Origin of the sequence: Paracidovorax sp. MALMAid1276 (assembly GCF_049198005.1) — a bacterium.
Classification (GTDB): domain Bacteria; phylum Pseudomonadota; class Gammaproteobacteria; order Burkholderiales; family Burkholderiaceae_C; genus Acidovorax.
Window position 1 is genome coordinate 13,089 of the sequence record NZ_JBMIRS010000080.1, and the last position, 25,378, is coordinate 38,466.

Consider the following 25,378-nt stretch of genomic DNA (forward strand, 5'->3'; position numbering starts at 1 on the left):
GGCCGCATGGTGACCAATTCACACAGCAGATGGGGCGTGCGTCTGGGGACTCTGGCCCTGTGGGCCGCAGCAGGCGCCAGCGTGGTGTACTGGGGCATGCGCCTGTCGGCCCCGGCCCCCGGGGTGGCAGCGCCGGTGGCCCTGCCGCCACCCGCCGCGCCCGACGCCCAGGCCCTGGCGCGGCTGCTGGGGGGCCTGCCTTCGCTGCCGGGCGCTGCGCCGGCGGCTCCGGTGGCTTCGCTGTCCAGCCGGTTCGAGCTCATCGGCGTGCTCTCGGGCCGCCAGAGTGGCGGCGGGGCCGCACTCATCGCGGTGGACGGCAAGCCGGCCAAACCGTTTCGCCTGGGGGCCGAGGTGGACCCGGGCCTGGTGGTGCAGACCCTGAGCCCGCGCCAGGTGCAGCTGGGGGGCAGCGTGCAAGGCCCGTCCACGCTGACGCTGGACATGCCGCTCAAGAACTGAGAACTGATTCCCACTGATTCACCCCCAGCGCCCGGCGCTTCACTTCACCAGCGCTGCCCGGCGATCATTCCCTCAGGCTTCGGATGACCCAGTGGCCCCAGGCCGGGGCGTGCACGGGCCAGGTGCCGGGCTCGGGCGGGGCGCTCGGGCCGTGGGCCAGTAGCCAGTCCACACACCGCGCCACGCCGGCGTGGGTGATCCACACCACATCGCGCGCCGCCAACTCTGCGTGGCACTGCCGCGCCGCGTGCAGTGCCCGGTCCACGCGGGCCAGCATGGCCTGCAGGCTTTCGCCGCCGCCCGGGGCGTGGGTGTGAAATGCGCCGGTCCACACATCGATGGCCGGCTTGCCGATGGCGTCCCAGGCTTGCCCTTCCCAGCTGCCAAAGTCCATCTCGCGCAGGCGGGTGTCGGGATTTGGGGCTAAATCGGGCCTCAGCGCTTGCAGGTCAAGCGCCAGCAGCTCACATCTTTGTAGCGTGGAGTGCCACACCAGGGCCGCCGTTGGCAGCGCCGATGCCAGGCGCTGCGCCGCCGCCCGGGTGGCCGCAGGGTCGGCAGCCACATCGCGCACGCCGTAGCACACGCCGGGCTCGATGAGCGGCGCCGCGTGGCGCACCAGCCAGAGCCGGGGAGGCGGTGGCAGGGGGGGCGCAGCGGCCACGTCCGCGTTCACAGCCACCGCAGGGCCAGCGCCGCGCCCAGGTAGAAGCCGATTTCGCTGACCTGCTGCGTGGCGCCCAGGCAGTCGCCGGTGAAGCCCTGCAGTCGGCGCGCAAACCAGCGGCCCATCCAGGCCGCCGCCAGCGCGCTGGCCAGCATGGATGCTGCAAAAAACATAGCTGGCAGCGCATGCCAGACAAGCGCTAGAGGCATAAAACACCACAAACCGGCTGCCACCAGGGCACGGCCCGCGATCTGGTCCGCCAGCGGCTTGCTCTTGGAGCGCGCCGTGTCCCCCACATGGGGCAGGCTCCGCACGATGAGCAGGGGCCAGAAGCGGGACACCACGTGCGCGCCGACGAGGGCAGCCACCGCGGCCGCCAGGCTGTGGGCGCCCAGCACCCCCAGCAGGCTGACCTTGGCCAGCAGCGCCAGCACCAGCGCCATCGCACCAAAAGCGCCGATGCGCGAGTCTTTCATGATGTCGAGCGCGCGCTCGCGGTCGGCACTGCCGCCCAGGCCATCAGCCACATCGGCCAGGCCGTCTTCATGAAAGCCGCCCGTCATCAGCACTGTGGCGATGGTGCAGAACACGGCCGCCACGGCGGGCGCCCAGGCGCTGGGCGCCAGCGCCATATGCAGTGCCGCGTACACGCCGGCCGCCAGCCCCGCCGCCAGCCAGCCCACGCCCGGAAAGTGCGCCGCGCTGGCCCGCAGCATGGCCGGGCTGAACCCCACCCACTGCGCCAGCCGCCCCGTGACGGGAATGCGGGTGAAGAACTGCACGGCCAGCAGGTAGTGGCGCACGAAGGAAGTCATCATCAAAATTGATAGCTGCAAACGCTTGATCGATAAGCGTTGAAGCCTGTTTTGATCACTATTTTTTGGACCGCAGGAACAAGCGGTAGGCCGGGTTCAGCGTCTCTTCCACACACGGGTAGCCCAGCGTGGACAGGAAGGCGTCGAAGGCCGCCGTGTCGCCCGCCGGCACCTGCATGCCCACGAGGATGCGGCCATAGTCGGCGCCCTGGTTGCGGTAGTGGAACAGGCTGATGTTCCAGGTGGGCTGCATGAGGCTCAAAAACTTGAGCAGCGCGCCCGGGCGCTCGGGAAAGGTGAAACGCATCAGCCGCTCGTCCTGCGCCAGGGCCGAATGGCCCCCCACCAGGTGGCGCAGGTGCTCCTTGGCGAGTTCGTCGTGCGTCAGGTCCAGCGCCTCGAAGCCATGGCGGCCGAAGTTCTTCGCGATCTTTTCCGATTCGCCCTTGCCGTTGGTGGTCAGGCCCACGAACACATGGGCCTCGGCCTCGTCGCTGATGCGGTAATTGAATTCGGTCACGTTGCGCGCGCCGCCGGGCAGGGCGCCCACCACCTCGCAGAAGCGGCGGAAGCTGCCGCGTTCTTCGGGGATGGTGACGGCGAACAGGGCTTCGCGCTCCTCGCCCACCTCGGCGCGCTCGGCCACGAAGCGCAGGCGGTCGAAGTTCATGTTGGCGCCGCAGAGGATGGCGGCGTAGGTTTCGCCCCGGGTCTTGTGCGTGGCCACATATTGCTTGATGGCCGCCACCGCCAGGGCGCCTGCGGGCTCGACGATGCTGCGCGTGTCCACGAACACATCCTTGATGGCGGCGCAGACGGCGTCGGTATCGACGGTGATGTAGTCGTCCACCAGGCCCTTCGCCACACGGAAGGTTTCCTCGCCCACGAGCTTCACGGCCGTGCCGTCGGAGAACAGGCCCACGTCGGCCAGGGCGACCCGCTCGCGCGCCTGCACCGAGCGGATCATCGCGTCCGAATCGTTCATCTGCACGCCGATCACCTTGATCTCGGGCCGCACGGCCTTGATGTAGTTGGCCACGCCCGAGATGAGCCCGCCGCCGCCGATCGCCACGAACACAGCATCCAACTGGTTGCTGCCCAGGCTTTGCAGCTGCCGCAGCACCTCCATGGCGATGGTGCCCTGGCCGGCAATCACGTCCGGATCGTCGAACGGGTGCACAAAGGTCAGCCCTTCGTCCTTCTGCAGCCGCGCGGCATGCTCGTAGGCATCGGAATAGCTGTCCCCGTGCAACACCACCTCGCCGCCCAGGGTCTTGACGGCATCCACCTTGAGCTGCGGGGTGGTGGTGGGCATCACGATGACGGCCCGTGTGCCCAGCTTGTGCGCGCTCATCGCCACGCCCTGCGCGTGGTTGCCGGCCGAGGCGCAGATCACCCCGCGCTGCAGCTGTTCGGGCGTGAGGTGCGCCATCTTGTTGTAGGCGCCGCGCAGCTTGAAGCTGAACACGGGCTGCTGGTCCTCGCGCTTCAGGAGCACCTTGTTGTGCAGGCGGCGGCTGAGGTTCTTGGCGGGCTCCAGGGCCGACTCCACCGCCACGTCGTACACACGGGCGGTCAGGATCTTCTTGAGGTAGTCGGCGGGCGTGAGGTGCTGGGTCATGACAGGGCAGAGGGAGCCGCCGCTGGCTGCGGCGGGGGCCACATCATAGGGCGTGGGGTTGTGGGAGCCCTGGGGCTGCCGCGCCTGGCGTGCCCAGGGCAAAAAAAAGCCCCGGGCCGTGAGGCCTGGGGCTGAATCCATCCTTTGAGGAGATGGAGGAGACAATCGGTGCGGGGCAAACGCCGGGTTGGATCAGCCTGAACGCTGTACCGGGCCCTTGTCGTCTGCGGGTTCAACAGGTGAATCCGCAGCGCATGGGGCGAAGTTTAGCGTGTCTCTTGTTGCGATGCAGCAAAATTCACACAAATTCTTTTCGACGGCCTCAACCGTGCGAAAAAAACCACGAGTCATCAAGGAGAAACACACATGGAATGCACAGTCAGCTGGACAGGCGCGGCCGGAACACGGTCTGGAATGGGATTTGTGGCGGAAACCGGCAGCGGCCACGTCCTGGTCATGGACGGCGCCCCGGATGCGGCCAACCCCGCCAATGGCGGCCAGAACCTGGCGCCCCGCCCCATGGAGACGGTGCTGGCCGGCACTGGCGGGTGCACCGCCTACGATGTGGTGCTGATCCTCAAGCGCGGCCGCCACGACGTGCGCGGCTGCAGCGTCAAGCTGACCACGGAACGTGCCGAGACGGACCCGAAAGTGTTCACCAAGATCCACATGCATTTCACCGTGACCGGCAAGGCCGTCCCGCCCGCGGCCGTAGAGCGGGCCATCGCCATGAGTCACGACAAGTACTGCTCGGCCAGCATCATGCTGGGCAAGACGGCAGAGATCACCACCGGCTTCGAGGTGGTGGAAGTCTGAGCGCTCCGATCGCCCCGGGCCAGCGTCAAGATTGCTCGAGTTCAGGCGGGGCTCGGCGGACTAGATGTGGTGGGCCGTGGTGGTCATGACCTTGGCGGCCGCCCGCATCAGGGCGTGCACTGGCGGCGGCAGTGCCAGCGCCCCGCTGGCGAGCGCCTGGGCTGCGTGCCTTTCCTCGTCCCGCTTCATGCGCGCCACCACGGCCCGTGACGCCAGGTCCTGCTCGGGAAGCCGCTCCAGGTGGCCTTGCAGGTGCTTCGCCACCTGGTTTTCCGTTTCCACCACAAACCCGAGGCTGGCCCTGTCGCTGACCTTGGCGGCTGCTGCGCCCAATACAAAGGCGCCGGCAAACCACAGCGGATTGAGCAGGCTGGGCCGCGCGCCCAGCGCATCGAGGCGTTCCTGTGTCCAGGCGAGGTGGTCGGTTTCCTCGCGCGCGGCGTCGCGCAGATGTTCCTTCAGTGCCGGGTCGCGGGTCACGGCGGCCTGGCCCGAATACAAAGCCTGGGCGCAGACCTCTCCCACATGATTCACGCGCATCAGCGCACCGGAAAGTTTTTTCTGCGCGGGGGTGAGGGCGCCTTCCGGCAGGCCCTTGGCGGGGGAGGCCTCGGTAGCCCGGGGCGATGCAAACAGGGTTCGCAATGCGTTGTCGGCGGCAATCAGCAGAGAGTCCATGGAAACCTTGGGTTGGCAAGAGCGCCGAAACACAATTTGCAATTCGACACAAATAAACAACAGCCTGCACAGCGATGGTGCGCTCGGAACGCCATTCTGCCCGCAGTGGAGGAAATGTTGCAGCACTGCAACGGATTTTCCCTTTCAGGACATTTGTGGGTGAATTCCTTTGCGAAACCTGGCGGTGTCTGGTGCAATAAGAGCAACTTCCCCACCAGGAGGTTGGCCCGGGGAACCGGCGGGACTGTGCAGGTGTATTCACCATAGACCCCCCGTACCGGCGCCCTATGTTTAACCTTGGAGTAACTCGCAATGAAAAAATCCCTGATTGCCCTGGCTGTGCTGGCTGCTTCCGGCGCTGCAATGGCTCAATCTTCCGTGACCCTGTTCGGCGTGGTCGATGCAACCTACGCCTACGGTAACGGCAGCGTCGCAAACCGTTCGCAACTGACGAACTCCGGCTACAACAGCAGCCGTCTGGGTTTCCGCGGCGTTGAAGACCTGGGTGGCGGCCTGTCCGCTTCGTTCTGGCTGGAAGCCGGCGTGAACAACGACAACGGCACCGGTGGCGTTACCAACACGAACAACCAAGCAGCTACCAGCTCCGGCGGCGGCCTGACTTTCAACCGTCGTTCGACGGTCAGCCTGAACGGCGGCTTCGGTGAAGTGCGTCTGGGCCGTGACTACACCCCCCAATTCTGGAACCTGACCGTGTTCGATCCGTTCGGCACGCTCGGCGTGGGCGGCACCCAAACCCTGAACTCCAGCCTGGGCGGCCCTACCACCGTGCGCGCTTCGAACGCCATCGGTTACTTCCTGCCCGGCAAGCTGGGTGGTTTCTACGGTCAAGCCCAATACTACATGGGTGAAAACCTGAGCAACGCCGCCAACAAGAAGGACGGCAACGGCCTGGCAATGCGTGTTGGCTTCGCCAACGGCCCCATCAACGTGGCTCTGGCTCTGTCTGAAACCAAGTTCCTGGCTGGCGATATCCAGTCCATCAACCTGGGCGCTCAATACGATCTGGGCATGGCCAAGATCATGGCTCACTACAACCAAGACGAAATCGACAACGGCGCAGAAGGCAAGGGCTTCCTGATCGGTGGTCTGATCCCCATGGGCGCTGGCGAAGTTCGTCTGTCCTACTCCACCTACAAGATCGACACCGTGGGTGCTGATCCCCGTTCGAACAAGCTGGCTATCGGCTACGTGCACAACCTGTCCAAGCGTACCGCTCTGTACACCACGTTCGCTCGCGTGAGCAACAAGAACGGCGCCGCTTCCGCTCTGAACGGTTCCGTGACTGCTGCTGGCCGCAACTCCACCGGCTACGACTTCGGTATCCGTCACAGCTTCTAATCGGACACGGGCCTGGCCCGTTGTTTGATCAAAGCTCTAAAGCCGCCCTCGGGCGGCTTTTTTTGTGCCTAACGGCGCCTGATTTCGGCCGTCGCCGTCTGCCGCCTGCTGGACGTTTCGTACAGCGCATGTTCGCTCGACGGGGTGGAGGTGCGAATGATCGGTGTGTGCCTGCGCGCTGGCACAGTCATGAGGAGCTTTGCAAAGCTCCTACTCGCTGCTGCAGAAGAGGTTGACTTCCGCTCTCCTCGGCGATGATTCTTTCTGCTGCCGGCTGGACGGCTGTTGCGCGGCAGGCGTCTGTCTCTATGGATCAGAAAAAATCGATGCGGCTCCATGCCCGTTGCTTGTTGCAAAGTACCCGCCGCAGAACCCGTGCATCAGCCATATGGCTCAAAGGTGCGTGGTAACTCCGTGCACATCGAGACGGTTTGGGATCAGCCAACCCTGCCTGCGTGCCCTCCTCAAGTAGGGTGCACGCACTTTGAGGCGTCTTGGTGCAATGCGCTGGCACCAACCTTGCATGATCCGAACCTCCCAAATATGCCTCTAGAGGCCCTTCTGGGCGCCCGGGATTCAGGGATTTCCCGTTGGCTATAGAGCAACCTTTACTGCATAGTAAAACTTTTATTCAAGAGGGTTCCATGAAACTCAAATACAGTCTTCTGTCGGTGGCCGCAGCCGCTGCGTTGCTGGTGACTCCAGCGCTCCACGCCAAGCCTTTCAAGTGGGCGAGTCAGGGCGAAATTGCGACATGGGATATTCATTCCCAAAACAACGCGCTGCAAAACGGCATTCATGCCAACGTGTATGAGAGCCTGGTCTACTACAACAGCAAGACGTTTGACGTGGAGCCCGTGCTTGCCACTTCCTGGAAGGAAGTGAGCCCCACGCAGATCCGATTCACGCTGCGCCAAGGCGTCAAGTTCCATGACGGGTCGGCTTTCACCGCCGACGATGCGGTGTACTCGCTCCAGCGCGCTATGGCCAAGACGTCGAACTTCACGCCCTATGTGCAAGGCATCAGCAAGGTGGTCAAGGTGGACGCCCAGACGGTGGACGTGATCCTGTCGACGCCGAACCCCGTGCTGCTGCGCCAGATGACTGAGCTGCGCATGATGAGCAAGGCCTGGGCAGAAAAGAACAAGTCCGTCGAGCCCAAGGACATCAAGGGCACGGATGAAAACTTTGCCCATCGCAACGCCATGGGCACGGGCCCTTACACGCTGGACTCGTGGCAGCCCGACGTGAAGATGGTGTTCAAGCGCAACCCCAATTGGTGGGGCAAGATGGACGGCAACGTGACAGAGATTGTCTACACGCCGATCAAGTCGGCCGCGACGCGCATTGCGGCGCTGCTGTCGGGTGAGGTGGACATGGTGCTGGACCCCACGCCACAGGATCTGGGCCGCCTGCGTGCCAGCCCTGACCTGAAGGTGATTGACGGCATCGAAAACCGCACCATCTTCCTGGGCATGGACCAGTTCCGCGACGAACTGCCCGGCTCCAACATCAAGGGCAAGAACCCCTTGAAGGACGTGCGCGTGCGCAAGGCGCTTTACCAGGCCATCGACGCAGAAACCATCTCGCGCAACATCATGCGCGGCCTGGGCAAGCCCACGGGCACCATCGTGGCACCCCAGGTGGCCGGCTACACCGAAGCTGTTGGCAAGCGTTTCCCCTACAGCGTCGAGGCTTCGAAGAAGCTGCTGGCCGAAGCTGGCTACCCCGACGGGTTTGAGGTGGACTTTGCCTGCCCCAACAACCGCTACATCAACGACGAGGCGATCTGCCAGGCCGTGACGGCCATGTGGTCGCGCGTGGGCGTGAAGGCCAAGCTGCGCACCCTGCCACTGGTCAACTACTTCCCCATGATCCAGCGCTACGAAGCCAGCATCTACATGCTGGGCTGGGGCGTGCCCACTTTTGATGCGCTGTACAGCCTGCAATCCCTGGTGCGCACCGTCGGCCAGGGCGGCGACGGCAACTACAACGTGGGCCGCTACAGCAACCAGCGCATGGACTACCTCGTGGACCGCATCAAGGGCGAGACCGATGCCCCCGTGCGTGCCCGCATGCTGACCGAAGCGCTGCAGTTGTCCAACGACACGGTCTCGCACATCCCGCTGCATGACCAGGTCATCCCCTGGGCGGTGAAGAAGAACATCGAGCTGGTGCACCGCGCGGACAACCGCGTGGACATGCGTACGGTCAAGGTCAACTGATTTATTCTCGGTGATCCCCCATGGAGAGCAAGGGCCGCACGGTCCTTGCTCTCTTTGGTTTAGTTAGACGACGACGTATAGCCAGTCAGTGCCCGTGCCATCAAAAGTGGCGCTGGCGCTCCCATCGAACACTCACTCGACCTTCCGATGCTTGCCTTTATTTTGCGCCGCCTGATCCAGGCTGTGATTGTCATGGTCACGGTGGCCTTCATCTCCTTCATGCTGTTCCAGTATGTGGGAGACCCCGTGGTGTTCCTGCTGGGCCAGGATGCCACCCCAGAGCAGATCCGCGAGCTGCGCGCCTCGCTGGGGCTCGACAAACCCTTCTTCGTACAGTTCGGCCACTTCCTGGTGAATGCGGCGCAGGGTGAATTCGGCCTGAGCCTGCGCCAGGGCGCCAAGGTGTCGCGCCTGATTGCCGAGCGCTTCCCGGCCACGCTGGAACTGGCCCTCGTGGCTGCGTTCCTGGCCCTCGTGATCGGCGTGCCCATGGGCGTGTATGCGGCGCTCAAGCGCGGCACGTTCACCAGCCAGGTGTTCATGACACTGTCGCTGCTGGGTGTGTCCCTGCCGACCTTCCTGATCGGCATTCTGCTGATCCTGGTGTTCGCCGTGACCCTGGGCTGGTTCCCCAGCTTCGGCCGCGGCGAAGTGGTACAGCTGGGCTGGTGGAGCACCGGCCTGCTCAAGGCCAAGGGCTGGCACCACATCACGCTGCCGGCCATCACGCTGGCCATCTTCCAGCTCACGCTGATCATGCGGCTGGTACGGGCAGAGATGCTCGAAGTGCTGCGCACCGACTACATCAAGTTTGCGCGTGCGCGGGGCCTGTCCAACCGGGCCATCCACTTCGGCCATGCGCTCAAGAACACGCTGGTGCCCGTGATGACCATCACCGGACTGCAGCTGGGTGGCCTGATCGCATTTGCCATCATCACCGAGACCGTGTTCCAGTGGCCGGGCATGGGCCTCTTGTTCATCCAGGCCGTGACCTTTGCCGACATTCCCGTGATGGCAGCCTACCTGTGCCTGATCGCGCTGATCTTCGTGGTCATCAACCTCGTAGTGGACCTGCTGTACTTTGCGGTGGACCCGCGGCTGCGCGTGGGCAAGGCCGGGGGGCACTAAAGATGCAGCACCGCCTGAATCGCAGCACGGTGGACGACTGACATGCAGCCCCTTCGCTACAAGGCCGGTGGCCGGGCGTTTGCGCACATCGCGCACTACCACCCCGAGCTGACCGCGCTGCGCCGCGACCTGCACGCGCATCCCGAACTGGGCTTTGAGGAGGTCTATACCGGCAGCCGGGTGAAGGAAGCCCTCAAGGCGTGCGGCGTGGACGAGATCCACGACGGAATCGGCCGTACCGGCATCGTGGCCGTCGTGCGCGGGCGCAGCACGGCCAGCGGCAGCATGGTGGGGCTGCGCGCCGACATGGATGCGCTGCCCCTGGCCGAGCACAACGACTTCACCTGGAAGTCGTGCAAGCAGGGCCTGATGCACGGTTGCGGTCATGACGGCCACACCGCCATGCTGGTGGGCGCCGCGCGCTACCTGGCCGAGACGCGCAACTTCGACGGAACCGCCGTGCTGATCTTTCAGCCCGGCGAGGAAGGCTTTGCGGGTGCGCGCGTGATGATGGAGGACGGCCTGTTCGACCGGTTCCCGGTGCAGTCGGTGTACGCCATGCACAACTGGCCGGCGATGAAGCCGGGCACGGTCGGGCTCAACCCCGGTGCGATGATGGCCGCGGCCGACCGCGTCACCATCGAGATCACGGGCCGCGGCGGCCACGGCGCCCACGCCTACCAGACGGTGGACGTGGTGCTGGTGGCTGCGCACATCATCACGGCAGCCCAAAGCATCGTGGCGCGCAATGTGCGTCCCATCGAGAGCGCCGTGGTCAGCCTGTGCGCCGTGCAGGCGGGCGACCTGGGCGCGTTCAGCGTGCTGCCTGGCTCCGCCACGCTGGTGGGCACCGTGCGTACCTTCGATCCGCAGGTGCAGGAAACCGTCGAGCGCCGCCTCAAGGAAATGTGCAATGCCATTGCCCTGGGCTTTGGCGCCACGGCCACGGTGCACTACGAGCGCATCTATCCCGCCACCATCAACAGCGAAAGCGAAGCGCTTTTCGCGGGCGATGTGGCAGAGGCGATCGTGGGATCCGACCACGTGGTGCGCGACCTGGAGCCCAGCATGGGCGCGGAAGACTTCGCCTTCATGCTGCAGACCAAGCCCGGCGCTTACCTGCGCATCGGGCAGGGCATGGGCGCCAGCGGCGGCGCGCTGCACAACAGCCGCTATGACTTCAACGACGACATCCTGCCCCTGGGCTCGGCGCTGCACGCCAGCCTGATCGAGCAGTCCATGCCGCTGCCCGCCCTGTGAGAGTGCAGGCCGGCGGCAACCCCTCCTTTCCCTATCCGTGCATTTGTTCCATGCTTTCGACACACTTTTCACCACCAGGAGGTTTCCGATGAAATTCCAGAAGAAAGTTGCCCGTTCAGCAGTCTTTGTCGCATTGGCCGCAGCGAGCCTGGTCGCCAGCGCCCAGACCATCCGCATTGCGAACCAGGGCGACTCGCTGTCGATGGACCCGCACTCGCTCAACGAGTCGCTGCAGCTGAGCGTGACCGGCAACGTGTACGAGCCGCTCGTGGCGCGCAACAAGGACCTGAGCCTGGCGCCCGCCCTGGCCACGGCCTGGAAGCAGACCTCGCCCACCGTCTGGCGCTTCGAATTGCGCAAGGGCGTGCAATTCCATGACGGCACGCCGTTCACCGCCGACGACGTGGTGTTCAGCTTCGGGCGCACCCAGGTGGAAGGCTCCGACATGAAGAGCTACACCAACGACTTCAAGGAAGTGCGCAAGATCGACGACTACACGGTCGAGATCGAAACCAAGTCGCCCTTCCCGATCGTGCCCGACGTGATCTCGCTCGTATACATCATGAGCAAGAAGTGGTGCGAGACCAACCAGGCCACGGCGCCCGTGGATCGCCGCAAGGGCATCGAGAACGCGGCCTCGTTCCGTGCCAACGGCACCGGCCCGTTCCGCCTGCGCGAGCGCCAGCCCAACGTGCGCACCGTGTTCACGCGCAACGGCACCTACTGGGGCAAGATCGAAGGCAACGTGAGCGAAGTCATCTTCACGCCCATCGGCAACGACGCCACGCGCGTGGCAGCCTTGCTGTCGGGCGAGGTGGACGTGATGGAGCCGGTGCCCGTGCAGGACATCGAGCGCGTGAACGCCAGCGCCAACACCCGCGCCATCACCGGCCCCGAGCTGCGCACCATCTTCCTGGGCATGGACCAGAAGCGCGACGAGCTGCTGTACTCCAACGTCAAGGGCAAGAACCCCTTCAAGGACAAGCGTGTGCGCCAGGCCTTCTACCAGGCCATCGACATCGAGGGCATCAAGCGCACCGTCATGCGCGGCGCCTCCAACCCCTCCGCGCTGCTGGTGGGCCCCGGCATCAACGGCTTCCAGCCCGATGCCAAACGCCTGCCCTACGACGTCGAGGCGGCCAAGAAGCTCATGGCCGATGCGGGCTACCCCAACGGCTTCGAAGTGACCATGAACTGCCCGAACGACCGTTACGTGAACGACGGCCGCATCTGCCAGACCGTGGCGGCCAACCTCTCGCGCATCAACGTCAAGATCAACCTGGCGGCCGAGACCAAGGGCACCTATTTCCCCAAGGTGCTGCGCCGCGACACCAGCTTCTACATGCTGGGTTGGACGCCTTCCACCTACGACTCGCACAACGCCCTCAATGCGCTGGTGCGCTGCGTGGACGACAAGGGCGCGGGCCAGTTCAACCTGGGCGCCTACTGCAACCCCAAGGTGGACGAGCTCACCCTCAAGATCCAGTCGGAAACCGACAAGGCCAAGCGCGACGCCATGATCAAGGAAGCCTTTGATCTGCACGCCGCCGATGTGGGCCACCTGCCCCTGCACCAGCAGGCGCTGGCCTGGGGCGTGAAGAAGAACGTGAAGCTCGTGCAACTGGCCGACAACTTCATGCACTTCAAGTGGATGAGCATCGAGAAGTAAAAAGCAATTCAACTCCCCGGGCCTGGTGCAATCGACCTTGCAAAAGGCCCACGGCAACCCGCAGCGGCTACCCGCCCTGCGGGTTGTCATACGTTAACTGGTTTCCCCACAATGAAAACTACCCTTGCACGCTGGTTCGACAGCGACATCGGCTACAGCTTCCGCACGTCGCCCATGGCGATGGTGGCTGCCGCCATTGCCCTCGTCTGTGTGTTCTGTTCGCTGTTTGCCGGATGGGTTGCACCGCACAACCCGTTTGACCTGGCCACGCTGGAACTCAGCGACGCGCGGCTGCCGCCGGCCTGGAGCGCCGAAGGCACCCTCAAATACCCCCTGGGCACCGACGACCAGGGCCGCGACATTCTTTCCGCGCTGATCTACGGCGCCCGCATCTCGCTCGTGGTCGGCCTGGCCTCCGTGGTGCTCTCCGTGGTCGTGGGCGTGGCCTTCGGCCTGCTTGCGGGCTTTCGCGGCGGCTGGATCGACGGCGTGCTCATGCGCCTGTGCGACGTGATGCTGTCCTTCCCCGCCATCCTGGTGGCCCTGCTCATCGCGGGTGTGGGCCGGGCGTTGTTCCCCAACGCACACGAGTCGCTGGCCTTCGGCGTGCTGATCCTGTCGATCTCGCTGACCGGCTGGGTGCAGTACGCGCGCACGGTGCGGGGCTCCACGCTGGTGGAGCGCAACAAGGAATACGTGCAGGCTGCGCGCGTGACGGGCGTTTCGTCCCTGCGCATCATGCGCAAGCACGTGCTGCCCAACGTGATGGGCCCCGTCATGGTGCTGGCCACGATCCAGGTGGCCACGGCCATCATCACCGAGGCCACGCTGTCGTTCCTGGGCGTGGGTGCGCCGCCCACCTCGCCCTCGCTGGGCACGCTGATCCGCATCGGCAACGACTACCTGTTCTCGGGCGAATGGTGGATCACCGTGTTCCCCGGCGCGATGCTGGTGCTGATCGCACTGTCGGTGAACCTGCTGGGTGACTGGCTGCGCGACGCGCTCAACCCCCGCCTGCGCTAGTCAGAACAGAACAAGAAAAGAAGAGAAAAGCGAGATCCCATGAGTCTTCTCGAAGTCAAAAACCTCGTAGTCGAATTTCCTGGCCGCCGCGGTACCCTGCGCGCCCTGGACGACATTTCCTTTTCCATCGCACCCGGCGAGATCCTGGGCGTGGTGGGAGAGTCCGGCGCGGGCAAGTCGCTCACCGGCGCCGCCATCATCGGCCTGCTGGAGCCCCCGGGCCGCGTCGCCTCGGGCCAGATCCTGCTGGAGGGCCAGCGCATCGACAACCTCAATAGCGACCAGATGCGCACCATCCGCGGCCGGCGCATCGGGGCCATCTTTCAAGACCCGCTGACCTCGCTGAACCCGCTGTACACCGTGGGCCGCCAGCTCACCGAAACCATCCTGGCCCATCTGCCCGTCACCGCGGCCGAGGCGCGCCAGCGCGCCATTGCACTGCTGCAGGACACCGGCATTCCCGCAGCGGCCGAGCGCATCGACCACTACCCGCACCAGTTCTCCGGCGGCATGCGCCAGCGGGTGGTGATCGCGCTGGCCCTCGCGGCCGAGCCGCAGCTCATCGTGGCCGACGAGCCCACCACGGCGCTCGACGTGTCCATCCAGGCGCAGATCATCACGCTGCTCAAGAACATCTGCAAATCGCGCGGCGCGGCCGTGATGCTGATCACGCACGACATGGGCGTGATCGCTGAGACCTGCGACCGCGTGGCCGTGCTGTACGCGGGCCGCGTGGCCGAGATCGGCCCGGTGCACGACGTGATCAACAAGCCCTCGCACCCCTACACCGCCGGGCTGATGGCCTCCATCCCCGACATGGAGCAGGACCGCGAACGCCTCAACCAGATCGATGGCGCCATGCCGCGCCTGAACGCCATCCCCAAGGGCTGCGCCTACAACCCCCGCTGCCCCCAGACCTTTGACCGCTGCATGACCGAACGCCCCGAACTCATGGCCGCTGGCACTACGCGTGCGGCCTGCTGGCTGCACGCTGGCGCCCCTGCCACCCCCCGTGCCGAGGTGACCGCATGAGCGCCGCTGCAACCACCCCCCGCGCGGCCAGCGCTGCGCCCGTGCAAGGCAAGGCCCTGGTCCAGGCGCACGACCTGGCCAAGACCTTCGACGTGTCGGCCCCCTGGCTCAACCGCGTGATCGAACGCAAGCCACGCACCCTGCTGCACGCGGTCGATGGCGTGAGCTTCGAGATTGAAAAGGGCAAGACACTCGCCCTGGTGGGCGAATCGGGCTGCGGCAAGAGCACCGTGGCGCGCCTGCTGGTGGGCCTGTACGACCCCACGCGCGGCGGCCTCACGTTTGACGGGAAGGACGCCCACGCCGCCTTCAAGGGCAACGATGCGCGCGCCATGCGCCGGCGCATCCAGATGATCTTCCAGGACCCCTACGCCAGCCTGAACCCGCGCTGGCTGGTGGAGGACATCATCGGCGAGCCGCTCAAGGAACACGGCCTCATCACCGACAAGGCCGCGCTCAAGCAGCGCGTGGGCGAACTGCTCAAGTCGGTGGGCCTGTCGCCTCTGGACATGGTCAAGTACCCGCACCAGTTCTCGGGCGGCCAGCGCCAGCGCATCTCCATTGCACGTGCCCTCGCCACCGAGCCCGAGTTCCTGGTGTGCGACGAGCCCACCAGCGCGCTCGACGTGTCGGTGCAGGCCCAGGTGCTCAACATCATGAAGGACCTGCAGCGCGAGCGGCAGCTCACCTACCTGTTCATCAGCCACAACCTGGCCGTGGTGCGCCACGTGAGCGACCAGGTGGGCGTGATGTACCTGGGCCGCCTGGTGGAGCTGGCCGACAAGCACACGCTGTTCGACACGCCGCGCCACCCCTACACGCGCATGCTGCTCGATGCCATCCCCAAGATGCACGACACGGGCAAGGCGCGCACCCCCGTGCAGGGCGAGGTGCCCAACCCGCTGAACCCGCCGCCGGGCTGCGCCTTCAACCCCCGTTGCCCGCACGCCAACGACCGCTGCCGCAATGAGCGGCCCCAGCTGCTGTCCATCGGCGGCATCCGCATCGCGTGCCACGCGGTGGAAGAAGGCCGTATCTGACTGAATTGCTATTGAAAATGTAGCTACAAGCCCTTGGTGAGTAAGCGCTGAGGGCTGTTTTCACTCAAATTTTCGGGGCCCCGGCAGGCCCTGTGCGCCACGGGCTCCTTGCGGGGAGCCCGTGGCGTTTTCATGGGGGCGCCGTCTTCCCCCCCTGATTCACTGTGCTGATTCACTGCACAGATTCATCGTCCCTTCGCGCTTTCGTTCGTGCGTTCGCGCACCGGCGCAGCCCTTTCCTTCATGCCCTTGTCACGGTGGCTGCAGACCATGCACCTCTTGTGCATTCGCACGCACCGAACATTTGGCGAAGGAGTCCACCGATGGCGAACACGACGACGACGACGACGACGACGAGGACGAGGACGATGACGAAGAGCGGGTGGGCCACACGGCTGCGCCTGCGCGGGGGCCTGCTGGCCCTGGCGGCGGCGGGTGCGCTGGCCGCCTGTGGCGGCTCCGGCGACGGCGAGCCTGCGGGCAAGCCGCTGGAGCTCACCATCCTGCACATCAACGACCACCATTCGACGCTCGAATCGAAATCCCGCACGCTCAAGCTCTCGGCCGGTGGCGCCGCGGCGGTAGACGTGGCCGTCGACGCCGGGGGCTTTCCCCGTGTCGCGGCGGCCATCAACGAACTCGCGGCGCAGTCGGCCCATGTGCTCAAGCTGCACGCGGGGGATGCGCTCACCGGCACGCTGTACTTCAACCGCGCCGGGGCCGATGGCGAGGCCGACGCCGCGCTGATGAACACCGTGTGTTTCGACGCCTTCACGCTGGGCAACCACGAATTCGACAAGGGCGACAGCGGCCTCAAGAACTTTCTGGACCTGCTGCGCAAGGGCAACTGCAAGACGCCCGTGCTCAGCGCCAACGTGCAGTTCGGCCCCAACTCGGCGCTCAACGCCACGCGCGCGCCGGGCTACGTCAGCCCCTCCACCGTGGTGGAGCGCGACGGCCAGAAGATCGGCATCGTGGGCCTGACGATTGCGCAAAAGACCCAGGCCTCGTCCAGCCCCGATCCGGGCACAACCTTCCAGGACGAAACCGCCGCCGCCCAGCGCGAGATCGACGCGCTGCGCGCCAAGGGCATCCACAAGATCATCGTGCTGAGCCACATCGGCTACGAATACGACAAGCAGGTGGCTGCGCGCCTGTCCGGTGTGGACGTGGTGGTGGGCGGCGATTCGCACACCCTGCTCGGCCCGGCCGCGCTGACCAGCACCGGTGTGGGCTCCCCCGCCGGCGCCTATCCCACCCGCATCACCGACAAGGACGGCAAGCCCGTGTGCGTGGTGCAGGCCTGGGAATATGCGCAGGTGGTGGGCGAGCTCAAGGTCAGCTTCAACGCGCAGGGCGAGGTCACGCAGTGCGCAGGCACCCCGCATGTGCTGATCGGCGACAGCTTCACCATCGCCGGCAAGGCCGCGACCGACGCCGAGAAGGCCGCCCTCAAGGCCAGCGCCGCAGCGGCCGGCGTGCTGCGCGTGACCACGCCATCGGCCCCCGCCACCACCGCACTGCAGCCTTTCAAGGACCGCGTGGCCGTGTTCAACCAGACCCAGGTGGCCGTGGTGCCGCAAGAGCTGTGCTCGCGCCGCGTGCCCGGCGGCGTGGGCTCGGTGGACTACAGCCGCTCCAGCGCCGCCTGCAATGCCGCAGGCAGCGTGAGCCTGCGCGGCGGCGACATCCAGCAGCTGGTGGCCCAGGCCTATCTGGAAGTGGCCAACGAAAAATACGGCGGCGCCGACATCACGCTGCAAAGCGGCGGCGGCGTGCGCATCCCGCTGCAGGGCACGGTGACGGCCGCGCAGGTGATCCAGGTGCTGCCGTTCGGCAACATGCTGTTCCGCCTGGACATCACCGGCCAGGAGGCCAAGGGCATGCTCGAAGACGGCCTGGAGGCCGTGTACGGCCCCGGCGGCTCCACCGGCCCGTATCCCTACACCGGCGGCCTGCGCTACGACGTGAACACCCAGGCCGCGTTCGGCAGCCGCGTGAGCAACATCGAAGTGCGCAACGCCGCCACCGGCACCTGGGGTCCGCTGGATCTGGCCAAGACCTACAAGCTGTTCGTGCTGAGCTTCAACGCCACCGGCGGCGACGGCTACAAGACCCTGGCCGCCGTGCCCGCTGCGCGCCGTCTGGACATCGGTGTGCTGGACGCCGACGTGTTCTTCAGCTACATCGACAAGCAGGCCAAGGACGCAGCCACCGGGCTGCCCGTGCTGCAGCGCCTGCCCGTGGAGCTGTACAGCACCCGGAGCTTCGCGAACTGACGGGCTGCGCGTCGGGTTTGAAGCAAAAATGGCTGCCAGCGCTTGATGGGTAAGCGCTGGCAGCTATTGTTTTAAGAGCATCTCAAGGCTATAGTCTGCGCGCTGGCGGTGGGGCTGCGGCGGCACCGCAAGGGGCTGCGCTGCGCAAGTCCCACCCGCCGCAGACATCCACCCGCAGCGCGAGGAGGCGCGACATGAAACAGCAAATCGAACGACTCTCCCCCCATCAGAACGCCAAGGTCTTCGGCGTGCTCATGGCCCTGGGCTCGCTGGTCGTCCTGGTTCCGTTCTTTGCGTTCGCCACGCTTCTTGCGCCCGCCGAGCAGGCACCCCCGTTCTGGATGGTGCTGATCTTCCCGGTGGTCTATCTCGTGTTCGGCTATCTTGTGGTGCTGGCGGGCTGCGCGCTGTACAACGTGCTGTTCAAGCACATCGGCGGCTTCGAATACACCGCGCAGCGCAAGGACTGAGCTGTACAAAAAAAACTGCGCTGCGCAAGGGCCGAGAGCTGCACAAGGGCTGGGCCGCGCAAGGGCTGCGCGGCCCAAGCCTCAGGCGTACCGCTTGGCGCGCAGGTTTTCCTTCATCTGCTGCAGGATGGGCTGCAGCGAGCCGCCAATGCGCAAGGCCACGCAGGTGGCCAGCACATCGATGATGAGCAGGTGCATGAGGCGCGACACCATGGGGCTGTAGCGGTCGTAGCCCTCGGGGTGGTCGGCCGCCAGGTGAATCTGGCAGGTGCTGGCCAGGGGCGAGCCGCTGGCCGTGATGGCTATTGTTGTGGCGCCGTTCTTGCGCGCGATGTCGGCCGCGTCCATCAGGTCGCGTGTGCGGCCCGAGTTGGAGATGATCACCGCGCAGTCGCCAGGACCCAGCAAGGTGGCGCTCATCACCTGCATGTGGCCGTCACTGGTGGCGATGGAGGTCACGCCCAGGCGGAAGAACTTGTGCTGCGCGTCCTGCGCCACGATGCCCGAATTGCCCACGCCGTAGAACTCGATGCGCTTGCCCGTCTGCCAGGTGGCGGCAATCGCTTCGGCTGCGCGCTCCAGCGCCACCGTGCTGGCGGCGTTGCGGTATTGCAGAAACGCGGCCACCGCGTTGTCCACCACCTTCACCAGCACGTCGCCCGTCTTGTCGTCCACATCCACGCTGCGGTGGATGAAGGGCACGCCCTCGCTCACGCTGCCCGCGAGCTTGAGCTTGAAGTCCGCCAGCCCGTCATAGCCCATGCTGCGGCAAAAGCGCACCACCGTGGGCTTGCTCACGTGCGCGCGTTCGGCCAGCTCGCGCACGGGCAGGCGCGCAAACGCGCGGGGGTCGCTCAGCACGAGCCTGGCAACGCGTTGCTCGGCGGGGGCCAGGGACGAAAGCGAGGCGGTGATGCGGTCGAGCATGGGAGGGGGCGCCGGGGCGGCAGGCAAGCATGAAGAGGGGGAGGGCAATAAATGGTAACTGCGTTTCACCCCGGCTGGGCCACGGGTTACAGCGCAGGCGGCCCGCCCTTGGGTTTACCCCTGTGCGCGGGTCGCAGGGGCGGGTCTACGATGGCCTGTAACTTCCTTGTCATATTCACACCCGGGGACCCACCCATGCACCAGTCCATCCGCGCGGCCCTGTCCGCAGCCGTTCTGTTTGTGGTGTCTGCCACCGCTGCGCACGCGCAGGGCCAGGTCAACGTCATCTGTTCGGTGCAGGCCGAATGGTGCAACCTGATGGCCACCGTCTATGCCAAGACCACCGGCACCAAGGTCAACATCACTGCCAAGGGCTCGGGCGAGGCGCTGGCGCAGCTCAACGCCGAAAAGGCCAACCCCAAGACCGACATCTGGTTCGGCGGCACGGGCGACCCGCATCTGCAGGCGGCCGAGCAGGGCCTCACGCTCGAATACAAGTCCCCGCAGCTCGCCCAGCTGCACCCCTGGGCGCAGAAGCAGGCGGCGGACTCCAAATACCGCACCGTGGGCGTTTACCTGGGCCCGCTGGGCTTTGGCTTCAACAAGGAGCTGCTGGCCAAGCGCAAGCTGAAGGCCCCCGAGTCGTGGGCCGACCTGCTCAAGCCCGAGCTCAAGGGCGAGGTGCAGATGGCCAACCCCGCCTCCAGCGGCACGGCCTACACCATGATCGCCACGCTGGTGCAGATCATGGGCGAGGAGAAGGCGTTCGAATACCTCAAGGCCCTGCACCCCAACATCAGCACCTATACCCGCTCGGGCACCGCGCCCATCAAGGCGGCAGCGCGCGGCGAGACCACGGTGTCGGTGAGCTTCGTGCACGACGTGACCACCGAGGCCGTCAACGGCTTTCCCGTGGGTTCGGCCACGCCCTCCGAAGGCACGGGCGCCGAGGTGGGCTCGATGAGCATCGTCAAGGACGGCCCCAACACCGAAACCGCCAAGAAGTTCTATGAGTGGGCGCTCACGCCCGGCGGCCAGCAGTTTGGCCTGGCGGCCAAGCAGTTTCAGCTGCCCAGCAACACGCAGGTGCCCAAGGACCCGCGCATGACCGACCCGGCCAAGATCAAGCTCATCAACTACGACTACGCCAAATACGGCGCCAGCGCCGAGCGCCGGCGCCTGATTGCGCGCTGGGAAAAAGAAGTCCAGAACGCGGCACGCTAGAAATGAAGCACGCCCTGAGCGGCCGCGCCGGTTTCGTGCGTCCTGTCCGGTGTTGCCCCCATGAACCGTTGATCTGATGAAGGTGTCCGCACCGAATCGGCCCTTGTGGGTCTGGGCGATGCTTGGCGTCCTGGGTTATCTCGTGCTGCCCTGGTATGCGCAGCAAGACACCAATGGCCTGCTGGCCGTGGGCCGGGTGTGGGGCGAGGCGCAGGCCGCCAATGGCCTGCTGCAGGCCGCGCAGCATGGGCGGCCCTGGCTGTGGCTGGGCCTGCTGGGCTTGGCGGTCGCAGGCGTCGGGGCAGCCCTGCCAGCAGGTCGCCCGCAAGGCGCGGTGCTGATCGCGGGCGGCGCGCTGGGGCTGGCGGCCCTGCTGATCAGCGGATTCACCATTGGCGCACGCGGCTGGGCCTTGGAGTGGATGAACGCCAGCCTGGGCCCGCTGGGCCGGCGCCAGCCGGGCATGGGTTGGGGCGGCTTCGTTGCGCTGTCTGCGCTGCTGGTGCTGCTGGCCTTCGGCATCGCGCGGCGCGGCTTCTTCAAGGGCGATCTGTTTGTGGCGGCCGCCGTGCTGGGCTGCAGCAGCCTGCTGGCGCTGTTCATCGTGTTCCCGGTGTTCAAGGCGCTGTCGGCTGCGTTCTTTCTGGAAGACGGCCCGTTTTCGCTGTCCGTGATGTGGGAGCGCATCGCGCATGAGCGCAACTTTGGCCTCGCGTGCCTTGGCGGTGGCCAGCGCTGCGGCGTGGCCTGGAACACGCTGTTCCTGGGGCTCATGACGGCCACCAGCACCACGCTGCTGGGCACCTTCATGGCGCTGATGGCCGAGCGCGCCTCGCGCCGCTACGCCCGCCCGCTTGGCGTGCTGGCGCTCTTGCCCATCATCACGCCACCCTTTGTGGTGGGCCTGGGGCTCATCCTGCTGTTCGGCCGCGCGGGCGTGTTCAACCAGTTCCTCGAATATGCGTTTGGCATCACGCCCACGCGCTGGTTCTACGGGTGGCTCGGCGTGTGGGTGGCGCAGACCTTCGCCTTCACGCCCATCGCCTTCATGATCATGCGTGGCGTGGTGCAGGGCGTGGCGCCCAGCCTCGAAGAAGCCGCGCAAACCCTGCGCGCCAGCCCGCACCAGACCTTCATGACCGTGACCCTGCCGCTGCTCAAGCCCGGCCTGGCCAATGCGTTCCTGGTGGGTTTCATCGAGAGCATGGCCGACTTCGGCAACCCCATCGTGGTGGGCGGGCAGTTTGCCGTGCTCTCCACCGAAATCTTCTTCGCCATCGTGGGCGCGCAGTACGACCAGGGCCGCGCCGCGTCGCTGGCCTGGATCCTCACCTTCTTTGCGCTCACGGTGTTTGCCATCCAGCGCGGGCTGCTGGGCCGGCAGAACTTCACCACCGTCTCGGGCAAGGGCGACGCTGGCATCGCCATGCCGCTGCCCGTGGGCGTGCGCCGCGTGGTGCACTGCGTGGCGCTGCCCTGGATGGCGTTCACCCTCGTCGTCTACCTGTTTGCGCTGGCCGGTGGCCTGGTGCAGACCTGGGGGCGCGACTACACCCCCACGCTCGCGCACTTCCGCACGGCGTTCGGCGTGGAGTGGGGCGAGTTTGGCGTGGTGTGGGCGGGCACGGCCTGGAACTCGTTCTTCACCACCCTCAAGCTTGCGGCCCTCTCGGCGCCGCCCACCGCCGCCCTGGGGCTGGCCATTGCGTGGCTGCTCGCGCGCACCGAGTTCCGGGGGCAGGGCGCGTTCGAATTCTCGGCCCTGCTGGCGTTCGCCATTCCGGGCACGGTGCTGGGCGTGAGCTACATCCTGGCCTTCAACGTGCCGCCGTTCGAGCTCACGGGCACCGCGCTCATCATCGTGCTGTGCTTCATGTTCCGCAGCCTGCCGGTGGGCGTGCGCGCGGGCACGGCGGCGTTCAAGCAGCTCGACCGGTCGCTCGATGAAGCCTCGGCCATGCTGCGCGCGGGCAGCGTGCAGACCTTGCGCCACGTGGTGCTGCCGCTGCTCAAGCCCGCGCTGGTGGCGGCGCTGGTCTACAGCTTCGTGCGCGCCATCACCACGGTGAGCGCGGTGATCTTCCTTGTCACGGCCGAGAACGAGCTGGCCACCACCTACATCATCGGCCGCGTGGGCAACGGCGACTACGGCGTGGCGCTGGCCTACTGCACGGTGCTCATCGTTCTCATGTCGGCCTCCATCGGGCTCATCCAGTTGCTGGTGGGCGAGCGCCGCCTCGGACGTCGCCAGGCCTCGAAAGATCCGAAATGACCCCCCTGCATCCGAACACCGCGGGCATCGTGTTCCGCAACATCACCAAGCGCTACGGCAGCGACCGCAGTGCGGCCCTGGCCGTCAAGGGCATCAGCTTCGAGGTGCCGCGCGGCACGCTCACCACCATCCTCGGTCCCTCGGGCTGCGGCAAGACCACCACCCTGCGCATGATCGCGGGGCTGGAGTCGCCCACTTCGGGCGAGATCTTCATCGGCGGCAAGGAGGTGACCACGCTCGGCCCCGCGCAGCGCAACGTGAGCATGATGTTCCAGAGCTACGCGCTGTTCCCGCACATGAGCGTGGTGGAGAACGTGATGTACGGCCTGCGCATGTCGGGCCAGCCCAAGGAGCAGGCACGCACCAAGGCGGTGGAGGCGCTGCGCGGTGTGGGCCTGTTGGGGTTGGACGACCGCCTGCCCAGCGAGCTGTCGGGCGGCCAGCAGCAGCGCGTGGCCCTGGCCCGCGCTCTGGTGCTGGAGCCCGAGGTGCTGCTGTTCGACGAGCCGCTGTCCAACCTCGACGCGCGCCTGCGCCGCGAGATGCGCGAAGAGATCCGCGCGCTGCAGCAGCGCCTGTCGCTCACCGTGGCCTATGTCACGCACGACCAGGCCGAGGCCATGGCCGTGAGCGACCAGATCATCGTGATGAACCAGGGGCTGATTGCACAGCAGGGCGCTCCCCGCGCGCTGTATGAAGCCCCCACCAGCGCCTTCGTGGCGGGCTTCATGGGCGAGGCTGTGCTGTTTCCTGCCAGCGCCGAGGCCGATGGCACGGTGCGGCTCGGCCCCCTGGTGCTGCGCCCGCGCACCGTGCCCGGCAGCGGTCCGGTGCAGGTGGCGGTGCGCCCCGAATCCTGGCGCATCAGCCGCCAGGGCGAGGGGCTGTCGCTGCTGCCCGCGCGGCTGGCGCGATCGGCCTATCTGGGCGCGGTGCACGAATACACCTTCGACACCGCGCTGGGCAGCATCTTTGTGGTGTCGGCCGACCTGGACGACGTGCTGGCCGTGGGCGACGACGTGTGGCTGGGCCTGGGCGCCCAGGGGGTATCGGTGGTTGGTAGTACCAGAGGCGCTGGGGCCGATGCGGAATAATGGGGCCACCATGACGCACCAACTCGACGCCCTCAAACAGTTCACCACCGTGGTTGCCGACACCGGCGACTTCAAGCAACTGGCGCAGTTCCAGCCCCAGGATGCCACCACCAACCCCTCGCTGATCCTCAAGGCCGTGCAAAAGCCCGAGTACGCGCCGCTGCTGCAGGACACCGTGGCCCAGTTCCGGGGCCGCGAGATGGATGAAATCATCGACCGCCTGCTGGTGCGCTTCGGCCGCGAGATCCTGGCCACCATCCCCGGCCGCGTGTCCACCGAGGTCGATGCCCGCCTGAGCTTTGACACCAGCGCCACCGTCACGCGCGCCGAGCGCATCATCGCGCTGTACCAGGCCGAAGGCATCCACACCGACCGCGTGCTCATCAAGATCGCCGCCACCTGGGAGGGCATCAAGGCCGCCGAGCAGCTGGAGCGCAAGGGCATCCACACCAACCTCACGCTGCTGTTCTCGTTCGCCCAGGCCGTGGCCTGCGGCGACGCCAAAGTACAGCTGATCTCGCCCTTTGTGGGCCGCATCTACGACTGGTACAAGAAGCAGGCCGGCGCCAGCTGGGACGAGGCCGCCCGCGCGGGCGCCAACGACCCCGGCGTGCAGTCGGTCACGCAGATCTACAACCACTACAAGCACTTCGGCATTGCCACCGAGGTGATGGGCGCGAGTTTTCGCAACGTGGGCCAGATCACGGCGCTGGCCGGGTGTGACCTGCTGACCATCGCCCCGGAACTGTTGGCCCAGCTGGCGGCGAGTGATGCGCCCTTGCAGCGCGCCCTGGATGCGAACGCCGCCAAGGCCATGGACCTGCCTGCGGTGAACTACGACGAGGCGGGGTTCCGCTATGCGTTGAACGAGGACGCGATGGCGACGGAGAAGCTGGCCGAGGGGATTCGGGCGTTTGCGGCGGATGCGGTGAAGCTGGAGAAGATGATTCTGGCGGCTTGAGGGCTGGGAGCTCGGAGCCCCGGGGTCAAGTTTTGGTGATTTTGGCGGCCAGCGCTTGTGGGTAAAGCGCTGGCCGCTATTGTTTTTGAAGTGTTCTGGTGCGGGTTGGGTGTGAAGCGGGGCACCGCTTCGCAAGGGGCCATCCCACCCGTTCGGGCTGAGCCTGTCGAAACCGGGGCGCCTCGCCATCCGTTCGGGCTGAGCTTGTCGAAGCCAGTGCACGATCCCCCTAAGACCGTTCGGGCTGAGCCTGTCGAAGCCAGGGCGCCAACCTATCCGTTCGGGCTGAGCCTGTCGAAGCCAGTGCACGATCTCCCTAAGACCTTTCGGGCTGAGCCTGTCGATGCCTGGGCATT

Annotated in this window: 21 protein-coding genes; 16 read left to right on the forward strand and 5 right to left on the reverse strand. The window is 66.1% G+C overall.

Translation table 11 applies throughout. From position 1 onward, the window contains the following. Positions 1 to 6: 6 nt before the first annotated feature. Complete coding sequence (locus ACOQFS_RS04990; protein WP_421561809.1) at positions 7 to 462, forward strand: type II secretion system protein N; 456 nt, start codon at positions 7 to 9, stop codon at positions 460 to 462. A gap of 64 nt (positions 463 to 526) precedes the next feature. Here the strand turns inward: ACOQFS_RS04990 and ACOQFS_RS04995 are convergent, their stop codons facing one another. The 3 genes from ACOQFS_RS04995 to ilvA are packed head-to-tail and all read right to left on the reverse strand — an operon-like array spanning position 527 to position 3,565. Next, on the reverse strand, positions 527 to 1,144 hold the full coding sequence (locus ACOQFS_RS04995; RefSeq protein ID WP_421561810.1) for a histidine phosphatase family protein: 618 nt from the start codon (positions 1,142 to 1,144) through the stop codon (positions 527 to 529). Next, on the reverse strand, positions 1,135 to 1,944 hold the full coding sequence (gene cobS, locus ACOQFS_RS05000) for an adenosylcobinamide-GDP ribazoletransferase (protein WP_421561811.1): 810 nt from the start codon (positions 1,942 to 1,944) through the stop codon (positions 1,135 to 1,137). The genes ACOQFS_RS04995 and cobS overlap by 10 nt, the downstream gene beginning before the upstream one ends. A gap of 58 nt (positions 1,945 to 2,002) precedes the next feature. After that, positions 2,003 to 3,565 carry a threonine ammonia-lyase, biosynthetic gene (ilvA, locus tag ACOQFS_RS05005; RefSeq protein WP_421561812.1) on the reverse strand — a complete coding sequence of 521 codons (1,563 nt, stop codon included), beginning with the start codon at positions 3,563 to 3,565 and terminating at the stop codon, positions 2,003 to 2,005. 366 nt (positions 3,566 to 3,931) lie between these two features. Between ilvA and ACOQFS_RS05010 the strand changes: the two genes are divergently transcribed. Next, positions 3,932 to 4,381: an OsmC family protein gene (locus ACOQFS_RS05010; protein WP_421561813.1), complete on the forward strand. Its 450-nt coding sequence runs from the start codon at positions 3,932 to 3,934 to the stop codon at positions 4,379 to 4,381. Between the two features lie 60 nt (positions 4,382 to 4,441). Here ACOQFS_RS05010 and coq7 read toward each other — a convergent pair whose 3' ends face one another. Beyond that, complete coding sequence (gene coq7, locus ACOQFS_RS05015) at positions 4,442 to 5,059, reverse strand: 2-polyprenyl-3-methyl-6-methoxy-1,4-benzoquinone monooxygenase (RefSeq protein ID WP_421561814.1); 618 nt, start codon at positions 5,057 to 5,059, stop codon at positions 4,442 to 4,444. Between the two features lie 312 nt (positions 5,060 to 5,371). Here coq7 and ACOQFS_RS05020 point away from each other — a divergent pair, with 312 nt between their 5' ends. The 10 genes from ACOQFS_RS05020 to ACOQFS_RS05065 all read left to right on the forward strand — a co-directional run bounded on the left by ACOQFS_RS05020 (position 5,372) and on the right by ACOQFS_RS05065 (position 18,544). Continuing rightward, positions 5,372 to 6,418: a porin gene (locus tag ACOQFS_RS05020; protein ID WP_421561815.1), complete on the forward strand. Its 1,047-nt coding sequence runs from the start codon at positions 5,372 to 5,374 to the stop codon at positions 6,416 to 6,418. 644 nt (positions 6,419 to 7,062) lie between these two features. Then, positions 7,063 to 8,643, forward strand: a complete 1,581-nt coding sequence (locus tag ACOQFS_RS05025; RefSeq protein WP_421561816.1) for an ABC transporter substrate-binding protein — start codon at positions 7,063 to 7,065, stop codon at positions 8,641 to 8,643. Positions 8,644 to 8,790: 147 nt separating this feature from the next. Continuing rightward, positions 8,791 to 9,771 carry an ABC transporter permease gene (locus tag ACOQFS_RS05030; RefSeq protein ID WP_421561817.1) on the forward strand — a complete coding sequence of 327 codons (981 nt, stop codon included), beginning with the start codon at positions 8,791 to 8,793 and terminating at the stop codon, positions 9,769 to 9,771. Positions 9,772 to 9,813: 42 nt separating this feature from the next. Continuing rightward, positions 9,814 to 11,031, forward strand: a complete 1,218-nt coding sequence (locus ACOQFS_RS05035; RefSeq protein WP_421561818.1) for a M20 aminoacylase family protein — start codon at positions 9,814 to 9,816, stop codon at positions 11,029 to 11,031. An 88-nt stretch (positions 11,032 to 11,119) separates the two neighbouring features. After that, positions 11,120 to 12,700 (forward strand): ABC transporter substrate-binding protein, encoded by a 1,581-nt coding sequence (locus tag ACOQFS_RS05040; RefSeq protein ID WP_421561819.1) that lies wholly within the window; start codon positions 11,120 to 11,122, stop codon positions 12,698 to 12,700. 111 nt (positions 12,701 to 12,811) lie between these two features. Next, complete coding sequence (locus ACOQFS_RS05045; RefSeq protein WP_421561820.1) at positions 12,812 to 13,723, forward strand: ABC transporter permease; 912 nt, start codon at positions 12,812 to 12,814, stop codon at positions 13,721 to 13,723. Between the two features lie 39 nt (positions 13,724 to 13,762). Then, positions 13,763 to 14,755: an ABC transporter ATP-binding protein gene (locus ACOQFS_RS05050; protein WP_421561821.1), complete on the forward strand. Its 993-nt coding sequence runs from the start codon at positions 13,763 to 13,765 to the stop codon at positions 14,753 to 14,755. After that, positions 14,752 to 15,795, forward strand: a complete 1,044-nt coding sequence (locus ACOQFS_RS05055) for an ABC transporter ATP-binding protein (RefSeq protein ID WP_421561822.1) — start codon at positions 14,752 to 14,754, stop codon at positions 15,793 to 15,795. Before ACOQFS_RS05050 ends, ACOQFS_RS05055 begins: the two co-directional genes overlap by 4 nt. A 368-nt stretch (positions 15,796 to 16,163) precedes the next feature. Beyond that, positions 16,164 to 18,074: a bifunctional metallophosphatase/5'-nucleotidase gene (locus tag ACOQFS_RS05060; protein ID WP_421561823.1), complete on the forward strand. Its 1,911-nt coding sequence runs from the start codon at positions 16,164 to 16,166 to the stop codon at positions 18,072 to 18,074. A gap of 194 nt (positions 18,075 to 18,268) precedes the next feature. Next, positions 18,269 to 18,544, forward strand: coding sequence for a hypothetical protein (locus ACOQFS_RS05065; protein ID WP_421561824.1), 276 nt, complete (start codon positions 18,269 to 18,271; stop codon positions 18,542 to 18,544). A gap of 81 nt (positions 18,545 to 18,625) precedes the next feature. On the opposite strand, the gene ACOQFS_RS05070 is transcribed toward ACOQFS_RS05065, so the two are convergent. Beyond that, on the reverse strand, positions 18,626 to 19,471 hold the full coding sequence (locus ACOQFS_RS05070) for a MurR/RpiR family transcriptional regulator (protein ID WP_421561825.1): 846 nt from the start codon (positions 19,469 to 19,471) through the stop codon (positions 18,626 to 18,628). Between the two features lie 195 nt (positions 19,472 to 19,666). On the opposite strand from ACOQFS_RS05070, the gene ACOQFS_RS05075 reads away from it, so the two are divergent. From ACOQFS_RS05075 to tal, 4 genes are all read left to right on the forward strand, one after another. After that, positions 19,667 to 20,695: an ABC transporter substrate-binding protein gene (locus ACOQFS_RS05075; protein ID WP_421561826.1), complete on the forward strand. Its 1,029-nt coding sequence runs from the start codon at positions 19,667 to 19,669 to the stop codon at positions 20,693 to 20,695. A 76-nt stretch (positions 20,696 to 20,771) separates the two neighbouring features. Further along, positions 20,772 to 22,967 (forward strand): ABC transporter permease, encoded by a 2,196-nt coding sequence (locus ACOQFS_RS05080; RefSeq protein ID WP_421561827.1) that lies wholly within the window; start codon positions 20,772 to 20,774, stop codon positions 22,965 to 22,967. Further along, positions 22,964 to 24,061 carry an ABC transporter ATP-binding protein gene (locus ACOQFS_RS05085; protein ID WP_421561828.1) on the forward strand — a complete coding sequence of 366 codons (1,098 nt, stop codon included), beginning with the start codon at positions 22,964 to 22,966 and terminating at the stop codon, positions 24,059 to 24,061. The genes ACOQFS_RS05080 and ACOQFS_RS05085 overlap by 4 nt, the downstream gene beginning before the upstream one ends. 10 nt (positions 24,062 to 24,071) lie before the next feature. Further along, positions 24,072 to 25,022: a transaldolase gene (tal, locus tag ACOQFS_RS05090; RefSeq protein ID WP_421561829.1), complete on the forward strand. Its 951-nt coding sequence runs from the start codon at positions 24,072 to 24,074 to the stop codon at positions 25,020 to 25,022. Positions 25,023 to 25,378: the final 356 nt, after the last annotated feature.

Bases quoted from the DNA above. Each gene is read 5' to 3' on its own strand.
- ACOQFS_RS05035 (WP_421561818.1), top strand. From the start codon at position 9,814: ATGCAGCCCCTTCGCTACAAGGCCGGTGGCCGGGCGTTTGCGCACATC.
- coq7 (WP_421561814.1), bottom strand. From the start codon at position 5,059: ATGGACTCTCTGCTGATTGCCGCCGACAACGCATTGCGAACCCTGTTT.
- cobS (WP_421561811.1), bottom strand. From the start codon at position 1,944: ATGACTTCCTTCGTGCGCCACTACCTGCTGGCCGTGCAGTTCTTCACC.
- ilvA (WP_421561812.1), bottom strand. From the start codon at position 3,565: ATGACCCAGCACCTCACGCCCGCCGACTACCTCAAGAAGATCCTGACC.
- ACOQFS_RS05010 (WP_421561813.1), top strand. From the start codon at position 3,932: ATGGAATGCACAGTCAGCTGGACAGGCGCGGCCGGAACACGGTCTGGA.
- ACOQFS_RS05065 (WP_421561824.1), top strand. From the start codon at position 18,269: ATGAAACAGCAAATCGAACGACTCTCCCCCCATCAGAACGCCAAGGTC.
- ACOQFS_RS05055 (WP_421561822.1), top strand. From the start codon at position 14,752: ATGAGCGCCGCTGCAACCACCCCCCGCGCGGCCAGCGCTGCGCCCGTG.
- ACOQFS_RS05085 (WP_421561828.1), top strand. From the start codon at position 22,964: ATGACCCCCCTGCATCCGAACACCGCGGGCATCGTGTTCCGCAACATC.
- ACOQFS_RS05040 (WP_421561819.1), top strand. From the start codon at position 11,120: ATGAAATTCCAGAAGAAAGTTGCCCGTTCAGCAGTCTTTGTCGCATTG.
- ACOQFS_RS04990 (WP_421561809.1), top strand. From the start codon at position 7: ATGGTGACCAATTCACACAGCAGATGGGGCGTGCGTCTGGGGACTCTG.
- ACOQFS_RS05020 (WP_421561815.1), top strand. From the start codon at position 5,372: ATGAAAAAATCCCTGATTGCCCTGGCTGTGCTGGCTGCTTCCGGCGCT.
- ACOQFS_RS05060 (WP_421561823.1), top strand. From the start codon at position 16,164: ATGACGAAGAGCGGGTGGGCCACACGGCTGCGCCTGCGCGGGGGCCTG.
- tal (WP_421561829.1), top strand. From the start codon at position 24,072: ATGACGCACCAACTCGACGCCCTCAAACAGTTCACCACCGTGGTTGCC.
- ACOQFS_RS05030 (WP_421561817.1), top strand. From the start codon at position 8,791: ATGCTTGCCTTTATTTTGCGCCGCCTGATCCAGGCTGTGATTGTCATG.
- ACOQFS_RS05080 (WP_421561827.1), top strand. From the start codon at position 20,772: ATGAAGGTGTCCGCACCGAATCGGCCCTTGTGGGTCTGGGCGATGCTT.
- ACOQFS_RS05050 (WP_421561821.1), top strand. From the start codon at position 13,763: ATGAGTCTTCTCGAAGTCAAAAACCTCGTAGTCGAATTTCCTGGCCGC.
- ACOQFS_RS05070 (WP_421561825.1), bottom strand. From the start codon at position 19,471: ATGCTCGACCGCATCACCGCCTCGCTTTCGTCCCTGGCCCCCGCCGAG.
- ACOQFS_RS05045 (WP_421561820.1), top strand. From the start codon at position 12,812: ATGAAAACTACCCTTGCACGCTGGTTCGACAGCGACATCGGCTACAGC.
- ACOQFS_RS05075 (WP_421561826.1), top strand. From the start codon at position 19,667: ATGCACCAGTCCATCCGCGCGGCCCTGTCCGCAGCCGTTCTGTTTGTG.
- ACOQFS_RS05025 (WP_421561816.1), top strand. From the start codon at position 7,063: ATGAAACTCAAATACAGTCTTCTGTCGGTGGCCGCAGCCGCTGCGTTG.